This is a genomic window from Stenomitos rutilans, from assembly GCF_059505485.1.
The window spans coordinates 58,860-79,455 of sequence record NZ_JCACKR010000072.1 but is presented as its reverse complement, the minus strand read 5'-3'; the positions used below and the strand labels follow the sequence as shown (position 1 = coordinate 79,455).

The following is a 20,596-nucleotide window of genomic DNA, read 5'->3' as shown; positions in this document are numbered from 1 at the left end:
CATTGGAGCGATCTGGTTTTTCATTCACCACTACAATGCATCCTTACCTCTTTAGTACTACCGCCTGGTGAACGTCGGAGCTATTCCCGACTCAGTCTGAGCGAGGTGATGACGAGACTCCAGAGGAGCGGCTTCGCCAACGCCGTCGCCTTTCACGGCTCTGGTTTTCGCACCTTTAAGGCGTTTTATACCTTGTGCGTGTTGCCCCACTGGCGGCATGCGTTTCCCAACCTGGTCAGCTACAGTCGCTTTGTCGAGTTGCTGCCCTGGTGCCTGATGCTCTTGTGCTGCTTCTTGCACACCCGCCAAGGCGACTGCACAGGCATCGCGTTCATCGACTCCACCCCGCTTAACGTCTGCCACCCCTGTCGTGCCCATGCGCACAAAGACTTTCAAGGACAGGCGCGGTGGGGTAAAAACTCTGTGGGCTGGCACTTTGGCTTCAAACTCCACCTGATTGTCAACGACCAGGGTGAGTTGCTGGCGTTTAAGCTCACGCCTGCGAACACCGACGACCGCAAGCCTGTGCCGGACATGACCCAAGACTTGCTGGGCAAACTGTTCGGTGACCGTGGTTATGTCTCGCAAGCCTTGTTTGAACAGTTGTACGAGCGGGGACTCCAACTGATTACCAAGTCCAAGAAGAACATGAAAAACCGCTTGGTCAAGCTCATCGACAAGATCTTGCTCCGCAAGCGAGCACTCATTGAATCGATTAACGACCAGCTTAAGAACATGTGCCAGATTGAACATTCACGGCATCGGAGTTGGTTCAATTTCTTGGTCAACTTACTAGCAGGCTTAATCGCGTATACCTATCAGGAGAAAAAACCCTCCTTAGACTTAGAGTTCAAAGACTTACCAGCACTGCCTCCAGCTATCTTTTGACCTCGTCGAACTGACGTTGGATTAACTGAAACAATGGAGATTAGGAGAGCAGAGGTGTACAAGACAGTAAATAGCCCAGAAGCCTTAAATGCAATTGCAGACGAGCTGGAAAGATTGATCAAAAAGCTAACAGGATAAAAAGCTTTCAATTTCAAGGCTAAATAAAACTTTGTGTGAAGTATATCAATGCCTAAAGTTTTAAGTTTTGACTTAAGGAAGCCGTTAGCGGTAAGCTTTTTAGCCTTTAACCTTTAGCCTTCCATCCTTCATCCCTCACCCTTCTGCCCTCTGCCTCCTGCCCTCTGCCTTCTCTCAATGACACACATTCTCCGCCTTCACATGACGTAGCTCCACATTATGCGCTGCGCCGCCGAATGAGACGAGAATCTCATCTTTGGTACGTGCGACATCGATCGTGGTCAGGCGTTTGTTGGAGTGTCCGATCGTCTGCTCAGCGTGCTTTTGGGTGGAGCGATCGCCCGTCTCGGTAAGTGACCAGAGTATGGCGTTACCACTTTCACCCGCACTTGCCAGGTAGCAACCATCGGCACTAAAGGCGACTGCATTCACGGCTTTGTCGGGTGTCCAGGCATCCAGGGCTTTACAGGTTGCCCCACCCTGAAAGCACGGGCGTAAATCCCAGGTGCTAATCGTACCGCGATTGTTTGCAGTTGCCAGCAGATAAGGCTTTTGGGCTGGTGTCGCTAGACTCAGAATGTAGTCTCGTTCGCTGCCTGTCCCTATATTGATGGGTTGAAGCTGGTTAGTTTTCAAATCCCACAAGACAAGCTGATTGAACCGTCCCGCGATCGCCAGATAGCGTTGATCGGGGCCAACCAGCGCCATTGCATTGATGGCAAATCCAACCTGGCGATCGCGCACTTTCGTCGCGTTCCCCTCGGCATCCAGACTCCACTGAACGACCTGTCCGCTACCGTGCCCACTAAACAGAGTGCGAGAATCATTGGTAAAGACTAGATCGAACACGCGATCGTCCTTTTGAGCCGAGAACGGCGTAGACGCAGTGCCCGTCAACACATGCACCAATTGCATTTCGCCATTCTCAAACCCGACAGCAACCATATCATTATCCACCGGGCGGTATCGCACAACGCGCACGGCTTTGTTGAAGGTTTGCAGAGTGCCTTGAGACACCAGTTGATTGCGAATGACTTTCCAACGATGCAAGGTCTGGTCATCGGCACCGCTGATCACGTCACTGGCTAAGCCACTCAAGCGCAGAGTGTTTACCGGAGCCGTGTGACCCACATGCAGGAGCCGCCAGCCGATCGCGCCAGCCAGCAACAATCCTAAAGTCGCGCCTGCGAGTTGAAACCAGAAGGGTAGACGTGGCAGAAGGCGCAGTTCCAGCAGTTGCATGTCATCCCGCATGTCAACGCGAGGATCAGCGGCGATCGCTTTGACCTGAATCCAACGTTTGCGTGTCCAGCCGAACCAGGGACGAGGCTGCTGCACTCTTAAGGTAAAAGCGGCAGGTTGTGCCAGCGCTAAGGTTGCAGTATCGGGTGTGATGTCGAGCGATCGTTGCAGCAAATCCTGATAGCGCACACGGTTACGCTTCCAACGTACTAAAGGATTGAGCGCTACTTCTGTTTTGGCTGCTGTGCCTTGCCAAAAATCAGCCTCAATCCTGACGGGCTGCTCCAGATTGCTGTGGTTCTCCAACTGGAGCGCATAGCAAGCGGCGGTTTCATCTCCAGCGACCCTGGCTGTCTCATCGGTCCCAGCCACCCTTGGCTCCAATCGCCGCTTCACCGGAAGCCGCTGGCTGGGCGTTTGACTCTGAAAGATCACAAACCCCTGGGGCAGGACGGTAAGCGTACCATTCGCGCACACTGTTTCAGCTTGCGGCTGAGATGCTTCCAACCGTAGTGGATAGATGCGGCTAGGTGCTTGGGTCAACGCTGGAATGTGACATTCAAACACATCTTTGATTAGTTCATTAGGCGCAAGATGGAAGCGTCGCTCATTGCTTTCAGGAAGCCAGCCTGGGTCAATACCTGATAGATGCAGGCTAATGTTGGTCACTCGCTGACTGTTGCTTTGCACTGAGAATGGGATTTTGATGCGATCGCCCGGATAGCCTGTAAACTCGCAGGCTGATAGCTCTAATGTTGGGGCAGCGACATCATTCCCCTGCACGATGAGATTGAGAAGCTGACGACTGTCTGCCTCCCGCAACTCCAACGAAAACACTCGCACGGTCAACTTCATCAAGCCCGCGTAGCCTGGACGCGGCGGATTGAAAAGCTGCACGGTAAAGCGGGTGGAATCACCGGGGGGTTTCTTGGTGCAAATCTCTGGTGACAGCTTGTACCAGCGATGCGTTGAGCTTGATTCGATTCCAGCCGCCAACACCTCAACCTGGAAGGTGGCAAAGCGATCGCTGTGGTTCGTCACCATCACGTCAAAAAAGACAGGCGCGCCACCCGCTCGAAATGTCAGTTCTCTGGTAGACAGTTGGGTGCTAATCAGATCTACAGAAGGGGCAGCAGACAGTTCTTTGACCATGAGCGTAGGGAGGAGAGGTAAGGGGCTAAGGCGATCAAGAGTAGATGTGTAGGTTATAGGACTCACGCAAAAGCGGTTCTCTTTCGCCCCCTAGCCCCCATGTGGGGGAACCGGGCCAATTAAAGCCCCCAGAATTGGGGGTTTGGGGGCAGATGCGTAAGTCCTGGGTTAAACAGGGGTAGCAGTAGCGCCGAAGATTAGTTTCAAACGCTGTCGAGACCAGCTTAGAAAATTGTGAGAAAACGCGGCTTCATCTCCTAAAAGTCCGTGTTTCCGCAGTTCTTCTTTCCGCTGCTGTAGCTCGGCCTGACGTTCGTTTAATTTTTGAGCCACTTGCTCACCTAAATCTGGGTAGTCTCGCAGCAAGCTTTGAAAGCTCTTTTGATCAACCACAAATAAAGTCACAGGTTCTAACGCACGAATGGTAGCCGTCCGGGGAATGCCTAGTAGCAGGGACAGTTCGCCGAGAAAATCGCCTGCTGTCCTTACGGCAATCCGTTTACTTAATGTCTCTGCATAGATCTCGACGCTGCCAGACAGAATAATGAAGAAGGCATCACCTGGTTCACCCTCACGACACAGCACGTCCTGCGGCTCTAGCTGGCGTTCATAGCCCAGGTTGATCAGCCGTTGAATTTCAGCTTGTGTAAACGCCTGGAAGTAGGAGACGCTGTGCAAAAGTTCTGGTAAGTTTTGTCGGCGTGTTTCAGCATAAAGTCGGGCCTGGCGCGATCGCGCCAGGAGCAGATGCGGATTGATCATGCCATTGCCCGTCTGCATGGCTAGCGCGGCTTTTTTGGCTTGATCACTTTCATGCATGAGGTGTTGAACCCGGCTTTGTAAGCTCTGTTCACGCGATTGCACCACTTCTGCCATCTCTAGAAAGACTCTTGCCAGTTGTCCGATTTCATCCGCACGGGCTGTTTCTTGCGTGATGCTGGTCGGGTCAAATTGTCCTGCTTTGAGTGCTGCTGCTGCTGTATTCAGTCGTAGTAGCGGATTTACGAGCCAGCGAGTTGCCAATAGCCCGATCGCTAAACCCAAAAGCAAAACAACGCCGCCCAAAATGAGCGTAAACTGTGCGGTTTGCTCTGCCTCGCGCATAAAGGCTTTTTCAGGCACCACGATCGCCACCAGCCAATCCAAGCCTTTAACCTGAGTAAAGTGGTCAATATACACCAGATACGCTGCACCCTTCTCAGAGAAACGGAACGATTGATTGGGTTGCACCTGACTAAAGGATTTGTACTGAGTTTGCACCGCTTGGGCAGCCGCTCGGATCAGGGGATCTTGGCTGTTGAAGACGTTGAGCCGTTCAGTCTTTCCATCTTTCTGAGACACCAAAGCTTCATTCGTTGAGGTCGCAATCAACTCTCCAGACGGCTCAACGATAAAAATTTTGCCAGTGCGGCTCTCTTTAAGCTCCTGTAAGAAGCTACTGATCTGATTTAAGTAAAAGTCTACCGATAGCACTCCGAGCGGCTGTCCTGTTGCCGTGTCAAACAAGGGGTGCACGGAAGAAATCCGAAATTGCTTGGTTGTAAATTTCTGATTAGGTCTTGTCCATGCTTCCTGGCGCTCCTGCATGGCCGTTTGAAACCAGGGACGCTTTCGCACGTCATAGTTGTCAGTGCGGCTTAGCTCTTTGCCTGGGTTCCCTTTACTGTCGAGGGCATAGTAGATTTGGGGTGCACCTGACTTAGCCGTTGTACTCAACGCCAGCGATTGATCGGCGAGCCTGACAATGCCTCTTCCAGCACCCGTTTGCTGAAAACCAAACTCAATGCCGCCAACTTCTTTATAGGACTGCATCTGGTACCAAAAGCGCTTTTCGAGTTTGCTGGGATCTTGCAGATCTAAATCGCCCAGGCGAAGCGCATTAATTGTTTCTTGCGTAATTAAATGGGGCGATTCCAAATAGTTGTAGAGATGCTCTTCGACCTGTTTCTCCAGTCCCTGGCTGATGTGGACGACGAGTTCATCCACAGTGCGGCGAGCGTTGATGAACCCGACCCAGCCTAACAGTGCGACACAAACAATGAGGGGCACCGAAGTCGCAAGGGGAACTTTTTTACGAATGGAGAATACAGCCATAGGGAAAAAACCTTGTGAGGGGGAGCGATCGGGTGGACTAGGGGGGATGAGGGGTGGGGATCGGGATAATACGAGTTTTGAGTTTTGAGTTTTGAGTTACATAGGACTTACGCAAAAGCGGTCATCTTTCGCCCCCTAGCCCCCAACTTTGGGGGAATCGTCTCAATCAAAGCCCCCAAGATTGAGGGTTGGGGGCAAATGCGTAAGTCCTATCACAGAAGCTTTGTTCCATCACTAAGTAGGTATGTACAAATAAACGAAGGGATGTAAATAAAGATCGAGAGGCTAAAATTCTCTTCTGCTTTCTGCCCTCTACCTTGCCTCAACGACAAGTATTAATGCCAACCTACTTACTGGGGATCACTGCACCCGGCACCCTAGACCCGTCTCGATCGACTGTGGCTAACTCGATCGAGCGGCGATCGCTACCTTTTGCTGAAGCTGGGTCAGTTGTCGTCGTTTCCAGGCAAAATGCAGAAGATTAATGCCCATTTCCTGAGCGCTGCGGATGGTTTCTCTGGGTAGGGAGAGTGCATCGTCGATTCCCCAGGCACTAGAGAGTGCGCCGATTGACAACACTATGCCGCCCCAGTTAAAGAGGTAGATGGGATTGAAGGCAAGGCAAGGCAGTTGAGCAAATAGAAAGGGGCGAGTGTGCAACAGGTGATCACGTCCGATAGGGGCAATTGTGTCGATCGAGCTAGTGCCATCTGACACCATGTCAATGAGAGGAACCGCGATCGCCGCCAGTTGTTCGTTGATATTGGCATCGACGGCAACCAGTTCCGTTTCCAGTTCGCGCTGCGTGTCCCGCACATCCTGGTTAGACAGCAAGGAGGCGATCGCACTCTGAAGCTGTTGACGCACGGTGCAGAGTTCTGTCAGGTTTGCATTCTGAAGCGAGAGTTCGACGAAGACGATCGCGCCCGTTTCCAGAAACTGCTGTAAAAACGCTTTTTCGACCGCTGTAAGGGCTTGCAGGTGAGCATACGACAGATGCAGCAAGTCATAGTCGAACCGGGCTGACTCTTGCAGTACGACTGTTTCAACGGCAGTTCCCTGCATGGCAGGATAGAGACCCTCCAGCGATTGCAGCAAGTACGACAGATTAGCAGCGACGGTCTGATCAGGTGGATGGGTGGATGCGATCGCTTGCGCAACCCGTACCAGATTTAGCGGGCGCACCTGGGCTTGCGATCGATAGCGCAAATCAGGCTGGTTCACGCTGGGAGCGAAGGCATCAGGCGATCGCGTCAGTTGAATGTCTTGCCCTGCTTGCAAAACAATGCGACAAAGTTCGATCGCTCCTGACACGGGCGGCGTAACCGTCTCATCAACACGAAAAGTTTCCTGAACAAAGCGGCGATCGCCCTGTCCCTGCAATTGATCGGGGTCTACATACCGCAAGGTCAAATAGACTGTTGATACACCTTCCAGCGGCAACGGTGAAACCAGTCGAAACGCGATCGGCTCTGGGACGATGATGGGATTGCCCGTCGCGTCGATCGCCAGTCCCGGTTGAATTTCGAGCCAGGACTGCCCGCGATATTTTTCGGCAACGTCCATCGGTGCTGGAATCAGGCACACGCCTAAGCCCCACACAATTCCTGCCTGGTTTAGCGCCTGGTAATGGATGTTTTGTCGCTGCCGATGATACTCATGCGCTTGCTGCCAAAGCTGAGCGGTGATCAGCAGCCCATCATTGACTTGAAGGCGCTGAAACGGTTCAATGGGCGGCAGCGGGCAGGGCAGGGGCATACGCAATCCTCCGGGGTTCAATGTAAAGGTCGTAGGTGCAGAAGGCTGGCTTTTCTTGCTCAATCACACTGCGGACAAATTTTTCGTCAATGGGATGTTGAGTGTCAGGGCGAAGCGTCACTACAAAGTAGAAGGGCCGACCACCCCCTAAAATCGCGTCTTCGCCTAGTCGAGATTCGTTGAGAACGGCACCTCGGCTAAAGAACTCGGTGATACCAATGTGTTTGTCGGCTTCGTCGGACAGATGAAGATCCAGGGGGAGTCCGGTCGCCAAATGCAGATAGAAGCGCAGTCCCCGTCGCGTGCCACGCCAGCGATAAATTTCTAACGCATTGCGGATCAGTGATCGCTGCTGCTCTAACCCCAACTGCGGCTGCAAATCCCATCCCACCCAATGCGCTAGGAAGGGGAGGAGCGATCGGGGTGCCGTCAGCGGGTCAAGATGCGCCCAGAGGGTATCGAGCGTGTGAACTGTCGGCTCAAAGCTTTGCTCAAAGATTTTAAGCAAACGTCCCACAAAATCCACATCGCGATAAATGGCAGGCAAGAAATCGAGGTAGAGGCTGCGCGGACGCACGTAAAGGTTAAAGCGGGCAGATTCTATCTGCTGCTCACCCGTTTCTGGCTCTACGGTACGGGCGTGGAGTTGCCCCTGGTAGTTCAGCTTGAGCCGCTTACCTGGCTGCACAGCCTCGTGAGCTTCAAAAAAGTCAGCCGCAAGTTGAAAATACAGTACGGCTTCCGTTTGCTGCCCCGCTGGCACATCGGTTCCTTCCGTCCCTATCCGACACCACTCCGGCGGAAAATCCCCTTCAAGCTGAAGTGCTAACTCCAAGCGTCGAGTACCCAGATTGCGAATTTGCACCACAATTTCACTCGGTTCTCCTGGGCACAACCGCAGATTCAAGCTGGGCGGCCCGATCGCAGGCTTTTCACTGTTTTGTGAGGCGCGATCGGTCTTCTCCAGGGTTGCCTCTGGCAGTTGCATCGGAGTCAGCCGTAGATGAATTGCCTGACGAGCACGAGGTTGGAGCATGGGGAGGGGAGGGGAAAGGATGAAGGATAAAGGGTAAAAGGGATGAGGGATGAAGGAGGAAGGATGAAAGTTTTGAGTTTTGAGTTTTGAGTTCTCAACAGTGAACAGTGCAGGAAAATGACGGGACTGAAGATTGACTTCTGACTTCTGACTCCTCACTCCTCACTCCTCTCTAGCCTTTAGCCTTTCATCAGTGAATCAAACTAATCGCGTGGCTTGATCGCAACCGATGGTCTGCCCAGGAGCAGATGAGTCCGTAGCGACCGGGGCTAATGACATTACCTGGAGCGAGCGATCGGCTCCAGGTGGTTCCTTGGCGGCGTAGCTCGAAGAGTAAAACCGCTCCGAGGTAGCGCACACCAGTGGTTTTCTGAAAGAGGCTGATGATGTCAGAGGGATAAACGGGACAGCCAAACGTCCAGCCGTTGCCGTTGGCTCCACCTGTAAGGGGATTGAGAAAACGGTAGAGGGTTGTCTGCAAGCGGCGTAGAATGGCTTGCTCGGCTTGGGGCGTTTGATATTCTGGCTCTAGGCCCACCTCCGCCTGTACGGAAACGCCGACATACTCTGGCTCGCCCAGTTGAATTTGAATGCCGAGTAAGCGCCGATCGTCCAAATAGGACAGAATCTGGTCATGCAGTGGGGGATGGATGGCGAAGCGATCGGGATGAATCCCTTCGGCGCGATCGATCCCGTCAGTGCTGGCGCGAGGCACGATGAGGAGATCCACAATGCCCGGTTTGGACTGGCTGCTGGGTGGTGGGCAACAGGCACGCGCAATCGCGTTTCCGGCGGCCTGAAGCGCCAGGGTTTCAAAATCTTCGGCAGTGACGGCTCGATCGCGAGTCCGCAGCATCCGGGGCACGCGAATCACCGCATCATCCAGCGATTCGGCATCGGCACCTGACCGAGCTGGTACATGGTTGGTGACGCGATCGACGTAGGGAATCGCCGTTTTGGGAATCGCCACTGTCCCGCCTTGAACATTACCTTTCTGTCCACCCCCTGTCCGGTAAGCCGCCATGCGAAGCGTTGCGCCCCGCGCTGGCACGGCTCCATATTGACGTTCTAGCTGCTGCATGATTGCCGTTTGCTCTTGGGTGATCTGCCCTGTACCTCCCTGCAAGCGCGATCGCACGTAAACCTGCTCTTGCAATTGGGCAGGCTCTCGAATGAGTGGGCCAAACTGCAACTCACCCGTCACGGAATCTAAGGTGTAGTGACGATCGTGCGACCCCGAATCTGCAAAGTCATTCACCTCCTGCCACACCTCCGGCAAACCACCGGGTGGCGTGACGATCAAATGTTCTCCAGTCCGTCGAGGCAAAAGGGACGGACTTTGAAACCGAAACGTCTGTCCAGGGGTGCCCTCACTAACGCCCAGCACTTCGTCGTGAATGACCGTACACTGGCTGGCATCAGTGGTGCCTCCGATTGATCGCACCGAAAAACCGACCAACTGAGGCGATCGACTGTAGCCAGACTGGGCACCTTCGGGAGGGGTGTAGACGCAGCGCAGCCAACGGCCGCGGTAGGTGGCAAAGTACGTCACTGCCCAGTCTTGAGGCAAATGTAGTACCACATCTGCTTCTTGAATCTGATTTGAGGCGGGTTGTCCCAGTTCACTAAAGCTAAAGCCGCGTGTGCCATCGTCCGCTTCTTGCAGCAAGATCGACTGCCAGGAGTGCCCATTCCATGCTTGCCACTGCCGGGGTGGACGATCGGGATTGATGCCCGTTGAAGTAGCGGGTTCTCCCTGAAGCTTCAACGCCAACACGTTGCCCGCAATTTCGGCAGCGGGATCGAACACTATATAGAAGCAGTTTCCGGGCTGGGGACGCTCATTAAAAATAAACTGCTCTTGCCCACCCCAGCGATCGTCCGTCTGCGTCCAGAGATTGGTCAGGCGATCGCGCAACAGAGTTGGGGTTTCTTCGGATAATTCAGCGGTCAAAAAATGAGTGATGCGCGGCTTATCAATGATTAAGGGACGATCGGTACTGAATACGATCGCTTCTTCCGTATCCGTCCGCAGCGTTGCAACCTCCGTCCCTGCCGCAATTTGGTATGCCGTTGGCAGATCAGAACTGAGATAAAACGTTAACTCCGTATGGGCGGGCACCGCTGCCTGTAGCCGAATTCCTAACAGTTCCAGGAATACCACAAAGTTGCGTCGAGGCACCTGGTTAAACCGCATCATCGTTTGATCCGATAACCAGGCAAACAGTTCCACCAACGTCATTCCTGGATCGCTGGGATTATAGTTCGTCCACTCTGGGCAATAGCGTGGAATGCGTAAAATGCACTCTTCAACCAAATCCTCAAAGGTGCGATCGTCCAGATCTGACTTGGGCAACTTCGGCAAAAAGTTAAATTCCATGAAAGGGCTGCCAGATGGGGTTAATGAAGCAACGCCTCGTCAGTGTTCCCTCACCCAAAACCCAACTATCTTTAAACCACAATTATTTTTTAGGTTCATACCGATTAAAAGAATGACGGCTACAGATCAATCGGTGGGTAGGGGCAAGGTAGTACCTTGCCCCTACAGAATGTGTCGCATTTTCAATTCAAATTGGTATCAGCGGTCAGCGGTCAGCAGTCAGCAGTCAGTCAGGAGTCAGCTTCATCCTTTAGCCTTCATCCCTCATCCTTTCCCCTTTCCCCTTATCCCTTTTACCTTTTGCCCTATCCCTTTTACCTTTCACTTTCCACCTTCCGCCCTCTCCTCTAATTTCCTGGCGACAGATAAAACGGATATACCAGACTCCGCTTCTCGTACTCTGCTTTGGGATGGTATTCCACAATGACATCGACTCGTCCCCGCACTGGATCAGGCTCTGTGCGAATGTCATCAATGACAATACGTGGCTCCCATTTTTCGATCGCTTCCTGTGTGTACAACCGAATCAACAACAGCGTTTGAGTATTCATAGGCGCAAACGCTAACTCACCCAGCCGAGAGCCAAAGTCGGGACGGTAGACCCGTTCTCCCAACTGAGTTTGCAGAATTACCCGAATTGACTCCGCAATGCTGATATGCGACGGACTGGACTGCACGCCACCCTGCACGCTCACTCGCAGCGGAAACGCCAGACCCTTGCCAAGATGTTCGGGAAGCTCTGCTGCCATTCCAACCTCCACTTGTCCTGATGAATCGATGTGTCAACCTATTCAGCCCTGTCGATCGCCGTTTTGCACAGTTTTTTACACTTTGTTTGATTTCTGGTGAGGGCAGGAGGTAGGAGAGTTGCTAGTGATGACGTTTCGTTTAGGTTGTTAGAGTGTAATTTTAGATTGATTTTTCAGCGTCCAAATCAACGTCAACAAACGTATTCAGGGTTTTTGACGTGGTATCATTCCGTTCAATGTAACACTCGCTGGAGAAAAGCTGATGAGCGACATTAATAAAAACAAGCAAATCATCCAGAACTTTATCCAAGTGGTTTGGAACGGTCGTAATTTATCAGCATTGAAAGATTTTTGGGCAGAAGATTGTGTAAATCATGCGATGCCAGGAACAGATAATCGCGGGCTTAAGGCGCTTCGGATTTATCATGATTCATTTTTTGATGACTTTTTCTCCGCTTTCCCCAACATCCAGATTAAGATTGTGCAGCAGGTTGCGGAAGGCGATCGAATCGCGACCTATATTACCAGCCAAGGCACTCACAGTGGCGTGTTTTACGGTATTCCACCAACAGGTAAACACATTTCAACATCGGTGATCCGCATTGATCGGGTTCAAGATGGAAAAATTACAGAGCATTGGTCAGTTTCCGACGCAACAGGTCTGATGCAGCAAATTCAATCGTGAATGACCAACGATTTCAGGACGGGGGGCTGTACCGAACTATCCAATTGGGTTGAGCCTTGTAACTCTTTTTTACAATTCGATCGTTCCTCTTCCACAACCTCTGGGCATCCTAGCAACGAAAGCCACTCACACCCATACGGAGAGAGTATGTCCAAACAAGCCGTTGTGAATCTGTTTCGTGCAGCCCAATCCAATCCTCAGCTCAAAACCCAACTTAATACGGCCTCTGATGTCGAAGCTTTTGTGCAGTTAGCCGCAAAGCAGGGGTTTGAATTCACATCTGATGAATGGCGACAAACCGTTGGTTTTTCTGTGGAAGAACTAGAGTGTGAACTGTCTGAAATTCCTGGCATTTAAATCAATTTCATCGTCCGATCGCCTCACTGATGACTGCTGCCCGACCTGTGTGAGGCGATCGCAACTCTTTTGAAAATCGTCCTTCTGCGCCCTGTCCCCCCGCACGTTCTCAAATCGCTTCAATCAACATTTGTGCAAGGTAATCATGGCAAAGCAGCAAGTTCAGAAGGTTTCGACCACACAAGCGCCTGTTTCATCCGCTCCTATCCCCTTACTTCAACCTCGCGCCTTTAGCGACAACGAACAGTCGTCGATCGCCGAGTCACCGCAAGCTGAAATGGAGTCGAAACCAGATGGGGTAATGCTAGGACACTCTTTAGCACGCATTAACACGCGTCCGCTTTCCCATCTGCCAATTCAGCCAAAGCTAACGATCGGTCAAGTGGGTGATCCCTATGAACAGGAAGCCGATCGGGTGGCGGCTCAAGTAGTGTCTCAGATTCATGCACCCGCATCACCAGCGATCGCCTCACCCAAACAGCAGCCAAATGCCTCCTTGCGACGGAAAGCACTAGGACAACCCATTCAACGCTCCGAAGCCATTGAGGTAGAGGAAGAAGAATTGCAAATGAAACCAGCGGATACCGTCCAGCGGGAAGCAACGCCAGAAGAAGAAGAATTGCAGATGAAACCAGTTGACTCCATTCAGCGAGAGACAACGCCAGAAGAAGAAGAACTGCAAATGAAGCCAACGATCCAGCGTCAATCAGATGTCGGTGGTTTACCCGCTTCAAACAACATAGAGTCTGCGATTAATCAATCACGTGGTGGCGGACAAGCCATGCCGGACACGATTCGTCAACCAATGGAACAAGCCTTTGGCGCAGACTTCAGCAATGTGAGAGTGCATACCGATGCTCAATCTGACCAGCTCAGCCGATCAATCAATGCGCAAGCCTTCACCACTAAAAACGATATCTTCTTTAGCGAGGGCAAATACAATCCTGGTAGCCGCAGTGGTCAAGAATTACTCGCCCATGAACTAACCCATGTGGTGCAGCAAAACGGATCTGGCGTTCAGCGCCGAATTCAACCAGCAGTACACTCAACTCCTGCCATTCAAGCTAAACTTTCTCACGTCCAACAAGCGTCATCGAATGTGATCCAGCGAGATGCTTCAACAATGAACATCAAGGGTGTTCTAATTGGTCAAACAAATTTGTATTCAGGCGCGGGGCAGCAAGTCGGCACGATCAAAAAAGGGACTCAGGTGGTGATCGAAAAAGCAGAGGATGAAGGCTTAATGACAGAGACAAGCGGAGGTGCTGGCAGCAAACACAAAGAGCTTTGGCAAATCCTTGATGTCATTGATATGGATGGACTCACGCTCAATGGCGGCAGCTTAGACGATCTGTGGATTAGTAAGACTCGCGTTACGGAGCAAGCAGCTTCTGGAGGAGACAGCGAAACCGTTACAAAAATCAAAGCGTTTGCGGACACACTAGCAAACTATTACGTCATCCACAAAAAGTATAAGCAGTATGCTGAATTCATTGGAAGCAAAACCTGGAACACATTTCATAAAATTTGGGGGTATGTCAATAAAGTGTTGAGCTGGGTTGGGAAAGTAGATCCCAGTGGGATTACAGCAATTGTTGGCAAAGTGTCTGAAGCGATCCATTTGATCGCTGGTTATATCACAGAGGTAGTGAGATTGATGGATGAAACACTATTAGAAGAAGTGTCACCACTCATTCCCCCAGGCTTTAGCTTCGGCACTCTTAAAGATGCTTGTGGAGAGTTGAAAACAGCAGTAACGACTGCATGGGACGCAGTGGAAGCAGTTGTAGAGGCCGTTTAGGCAATTGATTTAGATGGAAGCCCTATCTGCCACTCATAACGATGAGGCTCAAACATAAGTGTAGTGAATGCTACTGCTAGACCCAACCTCTTACCTCAACGTCGGTAAGAGGTTTTTCCATTTTGATGTATTCATTTTGAGCCGCGATCAAAATGTGTTTCATTTGCAGAGGTTCATCCGCTTCTGCTGCCAGGAACGCGGCATTGAGAGCAATGCTACGAATGTTGCCACCTGCAATGCTGAGTTTTGCCAGCTTCCATTCATCCAGCCCAGCCGTTGGAGTTTGTTTGGGGAAGACCCGTCGCCAAATTTCTGCCCGTTGGGTTTGGTCAGGAAAAGGAAAGTTGAGAACGAAGCGAATCCGGCGAAGAAACGCCTGATCGATCGATCCCTTCAAGTTGGTCGTCAGCACCGACAAACCGCGATAGGATTCCATTCGCTGGAGTAGATAGCTCACTTCCATATTGGCGTGACGATCGTGGGAATCTTTCACTTCCGATCGTTTGCCGAACAGTGAATCGGCTTCATCGAAGAGCAGAATCACGCCACCTGTTTCCGCCGCATCAAACACGCGACCGAGATTTTTCTCCGTTTCACCAATGTATTTGCTGACAACCGCGCTTAAATCAATGCGGTAGAGATCCAGATGTAATTCATTTGCCAGCACTTCGGCGGCCATTGTTTTACCCGTGCCGCTGCCGCCTGCAAAGAGGGCGCTAATGCCTAAACCGCGCTGACTTTTGTTGCCAAAGCCCCACTCTTGATAGACCTTTAAGCGCTGTCGCAGTTGAAGTGCCATTCGTTGAATTACTTGCAATTCACGATCGGGCAACACCAGATCCTCCCAACCCGCGCTGGATTCAATGTGATCCGCTAATTCGTCCAAGCGGGGACGTGCTTGCGTGCGGCAAAGATTCCAAAGGAGGGTTGGCAGCGGCAATTCAGTCTCATCGGGCTGCTGCACTTTGGCGGCCAAGGTACGAATGGTGGGAGCACTGAGGTTGAAGTAGGAAATTAAATGCGCCATTTGTGCTTCAAACCCGGTTGCCGCACTTCCTAGTGCCTGCTGCCAGAGTTGCTGCTGCTCCTCGACTGTTGGCGCTTTCACCTCCAAGGTTACGAAGGCACGCGCATTTTGCCGCTGTCGATCGCGCCTCAACAGCATCACTGGAGCCGCTAGCGTTTCGAGTAAGTGGGCGATCGCGATCTCCTGCTTTGGATCTTGCACGCTTGTATCTAACCATTCCAGTATCAGAATTGCCCGGTTAAGCATGTACTCTCGTTCCCACAGGCATTTCACTAGCGTCAGGTTGGTTAAATCAGCAGGCAGTAGCTCGGCTGAGACGCTGTAGGGTGCAAGATTCAAGTTGACACATACCGTTGCCGCGATCGCCCGTTGATTTGCCAGATCGCTACCGTACAACTGCAAAATTGGCAGGGCTCCGTCTGCTTGCGAAACCGCCTGCCATGTTTGCATGGCTTGCACCGCCAACTGTTGATGGCTGTCAACCAAACGATCGGGTGATGGAAGTGGGGTGGCAAATCCGGTCAGGCGATCGTCCAGGTAGCGCTTACCTAACAAGTAGTGGAGAATCTGTTCATCAATCCGAATGGGACTCGTTATGAGAGCGTTGCCCGCACCGAGTTCAATCAGCCTCTGGTGACGTAAGGGACTATCGGGCGATAGGGCTTGCCAATTGGGGTATGGCAACAGTGCCAGTGCCAAGCTAAAGGTAGCATAGGGGCGCTGCGGCTCACGCTGAGCGATCGCACACAGTTGGGCGAAGTCTGCTTCTAGCTCAACACCCGCACAGAGCAACAGCACATTCTGCTCAAAGTCTGATAAGTCAAACGTTTGTCGCAAGTGATCCAGCGCAAAGGCAGAGGTCTTAGAAGGGATGAGTTTTGTCGTCAGACTGTCTACACAATTCAAATTACCCGCTGCATCCAAACTGTCAGTTGCGTGGATGTGTTGCTTTAAGCGCTGGCGCAGGCGATCGATGTGCCCCAGCAAATATTGTTGGTTTGCCTGATGCCAATCCATGACATTCATGGCTAAGCGCTCCCATCTGCCTGCCCAAGCAAGGTTTGTAAATAGTCCTGGGCCTCTTGAGGCGATAGCAACATAACCTCCTCTTTGCTCAACAGTTCGTAGCGTCCACCCCGATGACCATGCCCAATCAACAAGCCTTGTTTCACCGCTTGATTGCCCAATTCATGGAGCTGGTTTAGGCTCAAGATTTCAATTTCTCGATTAATCTGGTCTTCTAAATTGGGCTGTCCCAGGTTGTCTTGATCCATATATCACCTCTACTAATGACATGAAATGAGCGTTTGCAAGGGGCCTTGCTATCGATAGGCAGGTGGCAAACCTTACACCAACCGAACTTTAGGTGCAGCAAACCAATCGAATGTTGCGCTGGCAGGATCGGTATCAATCTCTAAAATGCTTTCGGCCCCATCAATTTGCAGCCGCAGCAAATAATCGCCTGACTTGACCTTTTCGAGCGGAATTTCGATCGTATCGGTTTCCATCTCACGGGGCGGAGCAGCAAACTGATAGGCAAGTGCCGTCTCGATCGACCACTCATTCAATATCAAGATCACCCGCTGCTTGATGCTAACTCTGACATCTACACGAACAGTCAGTATGCCTGTGCAATAGTCATCGCCCGATCGCGATCGGCTCTCAAAGCGCACCTGTTCAATGGTTGGGCGCAACACAAAGGGTGCTAGATTCGACTCAACGTTGTTAGTACCTTCCGTCAGCGTGGTGCCTAATGGAATCTGATGGCTCACCTGTATACCTTGCGCACCAGCCCAAAGCATCCCTGGTGGGATATCTGCGAGAGAAGCAGTGATTTCAGTGCTGCTGCATTGCAATGGTGCAAGTTGAGCCTCCCCAATGCGAATCAGGGTTGAGGCACTTTCTAGATTGCGACCGCGAATGATGAGGGTACTGGTTGCCAGAATGGGATCGAGCTTACCTGTTTGAGGTTGTACAGATTCAACCACTGGCTGATGGGGAAACGCCACTACACCGCCGAGCTTGCGATCGCGCACAGGCAAGGCTTTCGGCAACGCTTCTTCACCCTCGATCGTCACTACTGTCACTTTATAGATCGCTGATAGTAGATAGGGAGCCTGAAAAAACACTGACCAAACTTTCGATAGATCATCCAGGCTGAGGTCAAGCGGACAAACATTGAGTTGCTGTATTTGTTCTGCTAAATCGGCCTCGGCGAGGAAGCGAAAACTCGGATCGGCTATGGTTGCTTGCACTACATCTAGAGAAACGGTAGGGCGATCGTTGAAAATTCGCACCACGCTACCCAATAGTCGTTGTGGCTCTAGCTCCGTTTCATTACCGTAGCAACTCACGATATAGTGCAAATCCAAAGCGGATTGTCGCTTCACAATGTTTGCTTTCACGCGGTGAGTTGCCGTATCTATATTGCCAAAGGCATTGTTGCGCTTGACTTGGTATAGAAAGAGATTAATGCCGGTTTCTGGAGTGCCGTTGCCAACTTGCCGGGGTTGTAGCGTGGTCACTCGCGCTCCATCCACATCTCCCTGAATCGATGCTTGTAGAATGCGTTGCAGCGTTGCTGTAATCGTTGCAATGGCTAAATAGTTACTCACAGTCGATGGATGACCTCTACAAATTTCGGGTTCCAAGCGCGTTGAACGACGATCGAACGAGCATTTACTAACAGCGAGATGGCAGAAGGTAAGCAATCAAGTTTGATTGATTCAATTTCTTCTAGCTGCACTGCTGTCTGACAATGCAACATTGGCACTCTCAATAGACTGCCCATCTCAGTCCAAAACTCTCAATTAAAGAACAAAGAATTCAAGCTACGAGCGCAACAGAAACGCCTCTGCCAAGCAAGAAAGCAATTGATTGAATTAAAGTTACAACTGTTTAATTAACTTCATGATTTGTGTCAGAAAAATAATTCAGGTTCTCTTGTTTTAATGTAGATCTCTTCAATTCGTTGGGCATGCTATGAAGTATCAAAGTGGGCGGTACGTATTTATACGTTAATACTTGCCCGTTCGATGAAGGTTACAACCTCTCACGACCTATGCTGGTTTTGCCCCAAACCTGGCAGTAGCAGTTTGTTTGACAAACCATTCTCCTGAAAATTTCCCTGGCTTTATCTTCTAACCGTATGCGTTAGAGGCATAGAGCGCTAAACAGCCAATGTCTCTCAGACACACGATCGCAGACCTGGTTTGAAAGAGGTGCGATCGCGGGATAGCAGTCATTCCTATAACACCATCGTTTGTGCTGGTGGTCAGAATGCTGTGCTGTTCAATGTTTGATTTTTTCACTCAACACAGGAACGTTATTCATGGCTTTAGATTACTTTGCTCCAGGTGTATACGTCGAAGAAGTCGATCGTGGCAGTCGCTCGATCGAAGGTGTAAGTATGAGTGTCGCAGGCTTTGTTGGCTTCACCGAAGATGTCCGGGGCGATGCCGAACTGTTTAAACCGATGCTGGTCACCACTTGGAGCCAGTATTTAGAGCTGTTTGCTAGACCAGGCTCGGATGGCTTTACCGATTTCAACGCCTACCTACCCTTTGCGGTTCAAGGTTGGTTTTTGAACGGTGGCGGTCGCTGTTGGGTCGTGAGCATTGGCACCAAACTGCCTGGTTCACCTGCACCCACAGCAGAAGAAACCGGACGCAAGATTCTTACCTCTGGCGGCAAACCCTCACTGTTGTTTAATTTAAAGCAGTCAACTGAAACGGGTGGCACTTTAGCACTACCCTCTGCAACGGGCAGAATCACCGTCACTGTTCTAGAAAGCGAGCCGAAACCGCTACCCGAAGATGCATCTGAAGAGGCTGAGCCACCCATCAACACGGGCGAGTTCTTTACCGTCATCGTCCGCAACGGCGATCAAGTGCTGGAGCGCTACGATCATCTCTCGATGAATGCTCAGGTGGAAACGGCGGTAGCTGACTATGTAGTAACAGCGCTAGAACCATCCGAATTTATTGCCATTAGCAACATCTCTCTCAGCGGTCAGGCACTATCTCGCCGCCCTGGTAATGGCTCCTACGAAGTCGCACCCCCGCCCTACATTGCACGCGAAGACCAGCTTGTACGGGATTTGCAGGGCGCACGGAACGATAAAACCGGGATGCAGGGCATCTTTGAAATTGATGAAGTCTCTATGATTGCCTGTCCCGACGTGATGCGGGTTTATCAAGAAGGGTTAATTGACCTGGATCAAGTGCACGGCATCATGGAAACCATGATCAGCTTGTGTGAAAACTCCTTCCCTGGGCCTGCTTACCGCATGGCTGTGTTGGATGCGCCGCCTGTGAAACCTGGTAAGAATGACAACTGCGCTGTACAGCCCGATCAACAAAAGCCTCAAGATATTTTCAATTGGTTGCGTGATTTCAATCGTCGATCGATGTTTGGTGCCCTTTACTATCCCTGGATTAAGGTCGCTAACCCTCGCAATGCAGGCAGACCGATGCTGGTTCCCCCTTCTGGTCACATGATGGGCGTTTGGTGCCGCACGGATGAAACACGGGGGATTTTTAAGGCTCCTGCTAACGAAACGCCGCGTGGTGTGCTGGGTCTGGCCTATGAAACCAACATGAGAGAGCAGGAAATGCTCAACCCGGTCGGTATCAACTGTGTTCGTAACTTTGGCAACTACAATCGTGGTTACAAAATCTGGGGTGCTCGCACATTGGTCGAACCTGATAATGTGCAATGGCGCTATATCAGTGTACGCCGCTTAATTAGCTACATTGAGAAGTCGATCGAAATTGGCACCCAATGGGTCGTCTTTGAACCCAACGATATGGATCTGTGGGAACGCGTGAAGCGCACCGTTAGCAACTTCCTGGAGCGTCTCTGGCGTGAAGGGGCACTCTTTGGTGGGTCGCCAGAAGAAGCGTTCTACGTTAAGTGTGATGGTGAACTCAACACACCCGATACCATGATGCTCGGTCGTCTGTACGTTGAAGTGGGTGTCTGCCCGGTTCGTCCAGCAGAATTTGTCATCTTCCGTATTAGCCAATGGGCACCGGGACAATAAGCGTTACCTGAATTGAACAACACCGTGTGAGTGTCCTGAGACTATCCCAGCGCTCATCGACGCTCACACTGCTTTAAGCCCTCAACGCTGCTCAAAGCAAGCTGCATTGAAGTAGCTTTCTAACCTTCTTTGTTAGGACTTACGCATTTGCCCCCAAACCCCCAATGCTGGGGGCTTTAATTGGCTCGGTTCCCCCAGCATTGGGGGCTAGGGGGCGAAAGATGATCGCTTTTGCGTAAGTCCTA

General features: G+C 51.4%; 16 protein-coding genes. 5 read left to right on the top strand and 11 right to left on the bottom strand.

What is annotated here, in order from left to right:
* The first annotated feature begins 12 nt into the window (after positions 1 to 12).
* Entirely contained in the window at positions 13 to 888 is an 876-nt protein-coding gene (locus tag AC5JLP_RS13240) for an IS982 family transposase (RefSeq protein ID WP_496068384.1), read from the top strand.
* 312 nt (positions 889 to 1,200) lie between these two features.
* Here the strand turns inward: AC5JLP_RS13240 and AC5JLP_RS13235 are convergent, their stop codons facing one another.
* The 6 genes from AC5JLP_RS13235 to AC5JLP_RS13210 form a co-directional block, all read right to left on the bottom strand.
* The gene (locus AC5JLP_RS13235; protein ID WP_496068382.1) at positions 1,201 to 3,420 is read right to left on the bottom strand and encodes a hypothetical protein; all 2,220 of its coding nucleotides are present in this window, start codon (positions 3,418 to 3,420) and stop codon (positions 1,201 to 1,203) included.
* A gap of 168 nt (positions 3,421 to 3,588) precedes the next feature.
* Positions 3,589 to 5,514, bottom strand: coding sequence for a cyclic nucleotide-binding domain-containing protein (locus AC5JLP_RS13230; protein WP_496068381.1), 1,926 nt, complete (start codon positions 5,512 to 5,514; stop codon positions 3,589 to 3,591).
* A 402-nt stretch (positions 5,515 to 5,916) separates the two neighbouring features.
* Complete coding sequence (locus AC5JLP_RS13225) at positions 5,917 to 7,272, bottom strand: hypothetical protein (protein WP_496068380.1); 1,356 nt, start codon at positions 7,270 to 7,272, stop codon at positions 5,917 to 5,919.
* Positions 7,241 to 8,308: a phage tail protein gene (locus AC5JLP_RS13220; RefSeq protein WP_496068379.1), complete on the bottom strand. Its 1,068-nt coding sequence runs from the start codon at positions 8,306 to 8,308 to the stop codon at positions 7,241 to 7,243. The genes AC5JLP_RS13225 and AC5JLP_RS13220 overlap by 32 nt, the downstream gene beginning before the upstream one ends.
* A 190-nt stretch (positions 8,309 to 8,498) precedes the next feature.
* A complete protein-coding gene (locus AC5JLP_RS13215; RefSeq protein ID WP_496068378.1) occupies positions 8,499 to 10,688 on the bottom strand; it encodes a putative baseplate assembly protein in 2,190 nt (729 codons plus the stop codon).
* Positions 10,689 to 11,035: 347 nt separating this feature from the next.
* Positions 11,036 to 11,437: a GPW/gp25 family protein gene (locus AC5JLP_RS13210; RefSeq protein ID WP_496068377.1), complete on the bottom strand. Its 402-nt coding sequence runs from the start codon at positions 11,435 to 11,437 to the stop codon at positions 11,036 to 11,038.
* Positions 11,438 to 11,699: 262 nt separating this feature from the next.
* On the opposite strand from AC5JLP_RS13210, the gene AC5JLP_RS13205 reads away from it, so the two are divergent.
* From AC5JLP_RS13205 to AC5JLP_RS13195, 3 genes are all read left to right on the top strand, one after another.
* Entirely contained in the window at positions 11,700 to 12,122 is a 423-nt protein-coding gene (locus AC5JLP_RS13205; RefSeq protein WP_496068376.1) for an ester cyclase, read from the top strand.
* Between the two features lie 147 nt (positions 12,123 to 12,269).
* A complete protein-coding gene (locus AC5JLP_RS13200) occupies positions 12,270 to 12,479 on the top strand; it encodes a Nif11-like leader peptide family natural product precursor (protein ID WP_496068375.1) in 210 nt (69 codons plus the stop codon).
* 145 nt (positions 12,480 to 12,624) lie between these two features.
* A complete protein-coding gene (locus AC5JLP_RS13195) occupies positions 12,625 to 14,280 on the top strand; it encodes an eCIS core domain-containing protein (protein WP_496068374.1) in 1,656 nt (551 codons plus the stop codon).
* Between the two features lie 76 nt (positions 14,281 to 14,356).
* Here the strand turns inward: AC5JLP_RS13195 and AC5JLP_RS13190 are convergent, their stop codons facing one another.
* The 5 genes from AC5JLP_RS13190 to AC5JLP_RS13170 all read right to left on the bottom strand — a co-directional run bounded on the left by AC5JLP_RS13190 (position 14,357) and on the right by AC5JLP_RS13170 (position 18,618).
* The gene (locus tag AC5JLP_RS13190; RefSeq protein WP_496068373.1) at positions 14,357 to 16,333 is read right to left on the bottom strand and encodes an ATP-binding protein; all 1,977 of its coding nucleotides are present in this window, start codon (positions 16,331 to 16,333) and stop codon (positions 14,357 to 14,359) included.
* Positions 16,334 to 16,335: 2 nt separating this feature from the next.
* Positions 16,336 to 16,581 carry a hypothetical protein gene (locus AC5JLP_RS13185; RefSeq protein ID WP_496068372.1) on the bottom strand — a complete coding sequence of 82 codons (246 nt, stop codon included), beginning with the start codon at positions 16,579 to 16,581 and terminating at the stop codon, positions 16,336 to 16,338.
* Between the two features lie 72 nt (positions 16,582 to 16,653).
* The gene (locus tag AC5JLP_RS13180; protein ID WP_496068371.1) at positions 16,654 to 17,922 is read right to left on the bottom strand and encodes a Pvc16 family protein; all 1,269 of its coding nucleotides are present in this window, start codon (positions 17,920 to 17,922) and stop codon (positions 16,654 to 16,656) included.
* Positions 17,919 to 18,074: a hypothetical protein gene (locus tag AC5JLP_RS13175; protein WP_496068370.1), complete on the bottom strand. Its 156-nt coding sequence runs from the start codon at positions 18,072 to 18,074 to the stop codon at positions 17,919 to 17,921. Before AC5JLP_RS13175 ends, AC5JLP_RS13180 begins: the two co-directional genes overlap by 4 nt.
* A 373-nt stretch (positions 18,075 to 18,447) precedes the next feature.
* The gene (locus AC5JLP_RS13170) at positions 18,448 to 18,618 is read right to left on the bottom strand and encodes a hypothetical protein (RefSeq protein ID WP_496068369.1); all 171 of its coding nucleotides are present in this window, start codon (positions 18,616 to 18,618) and stop codon (positions 18,448 to 18,450) included.
* 20 nt (positions 18,619 to 18,638) lie between these two features.
* Here AC5JLP_RS13170 and AC5JLP_RS13165 point away from each other — a divergent pair, with 20 nt between their 5' ends.
* Positions 18,639 to 20,351 (top strand): phage tail sheath family protein, encoded by a 1,713-nt coding sequence (locus tag AC5JLP_RS13165; protein WP_496068368.1) that lies wholly within the window; start codon positions 18,639 to 18,641, stop codon positions 20,349 to 20,351.
* The last annotated feature ends 245 nt before the right edge of the window (positions 20,352 to 20,596 follow it).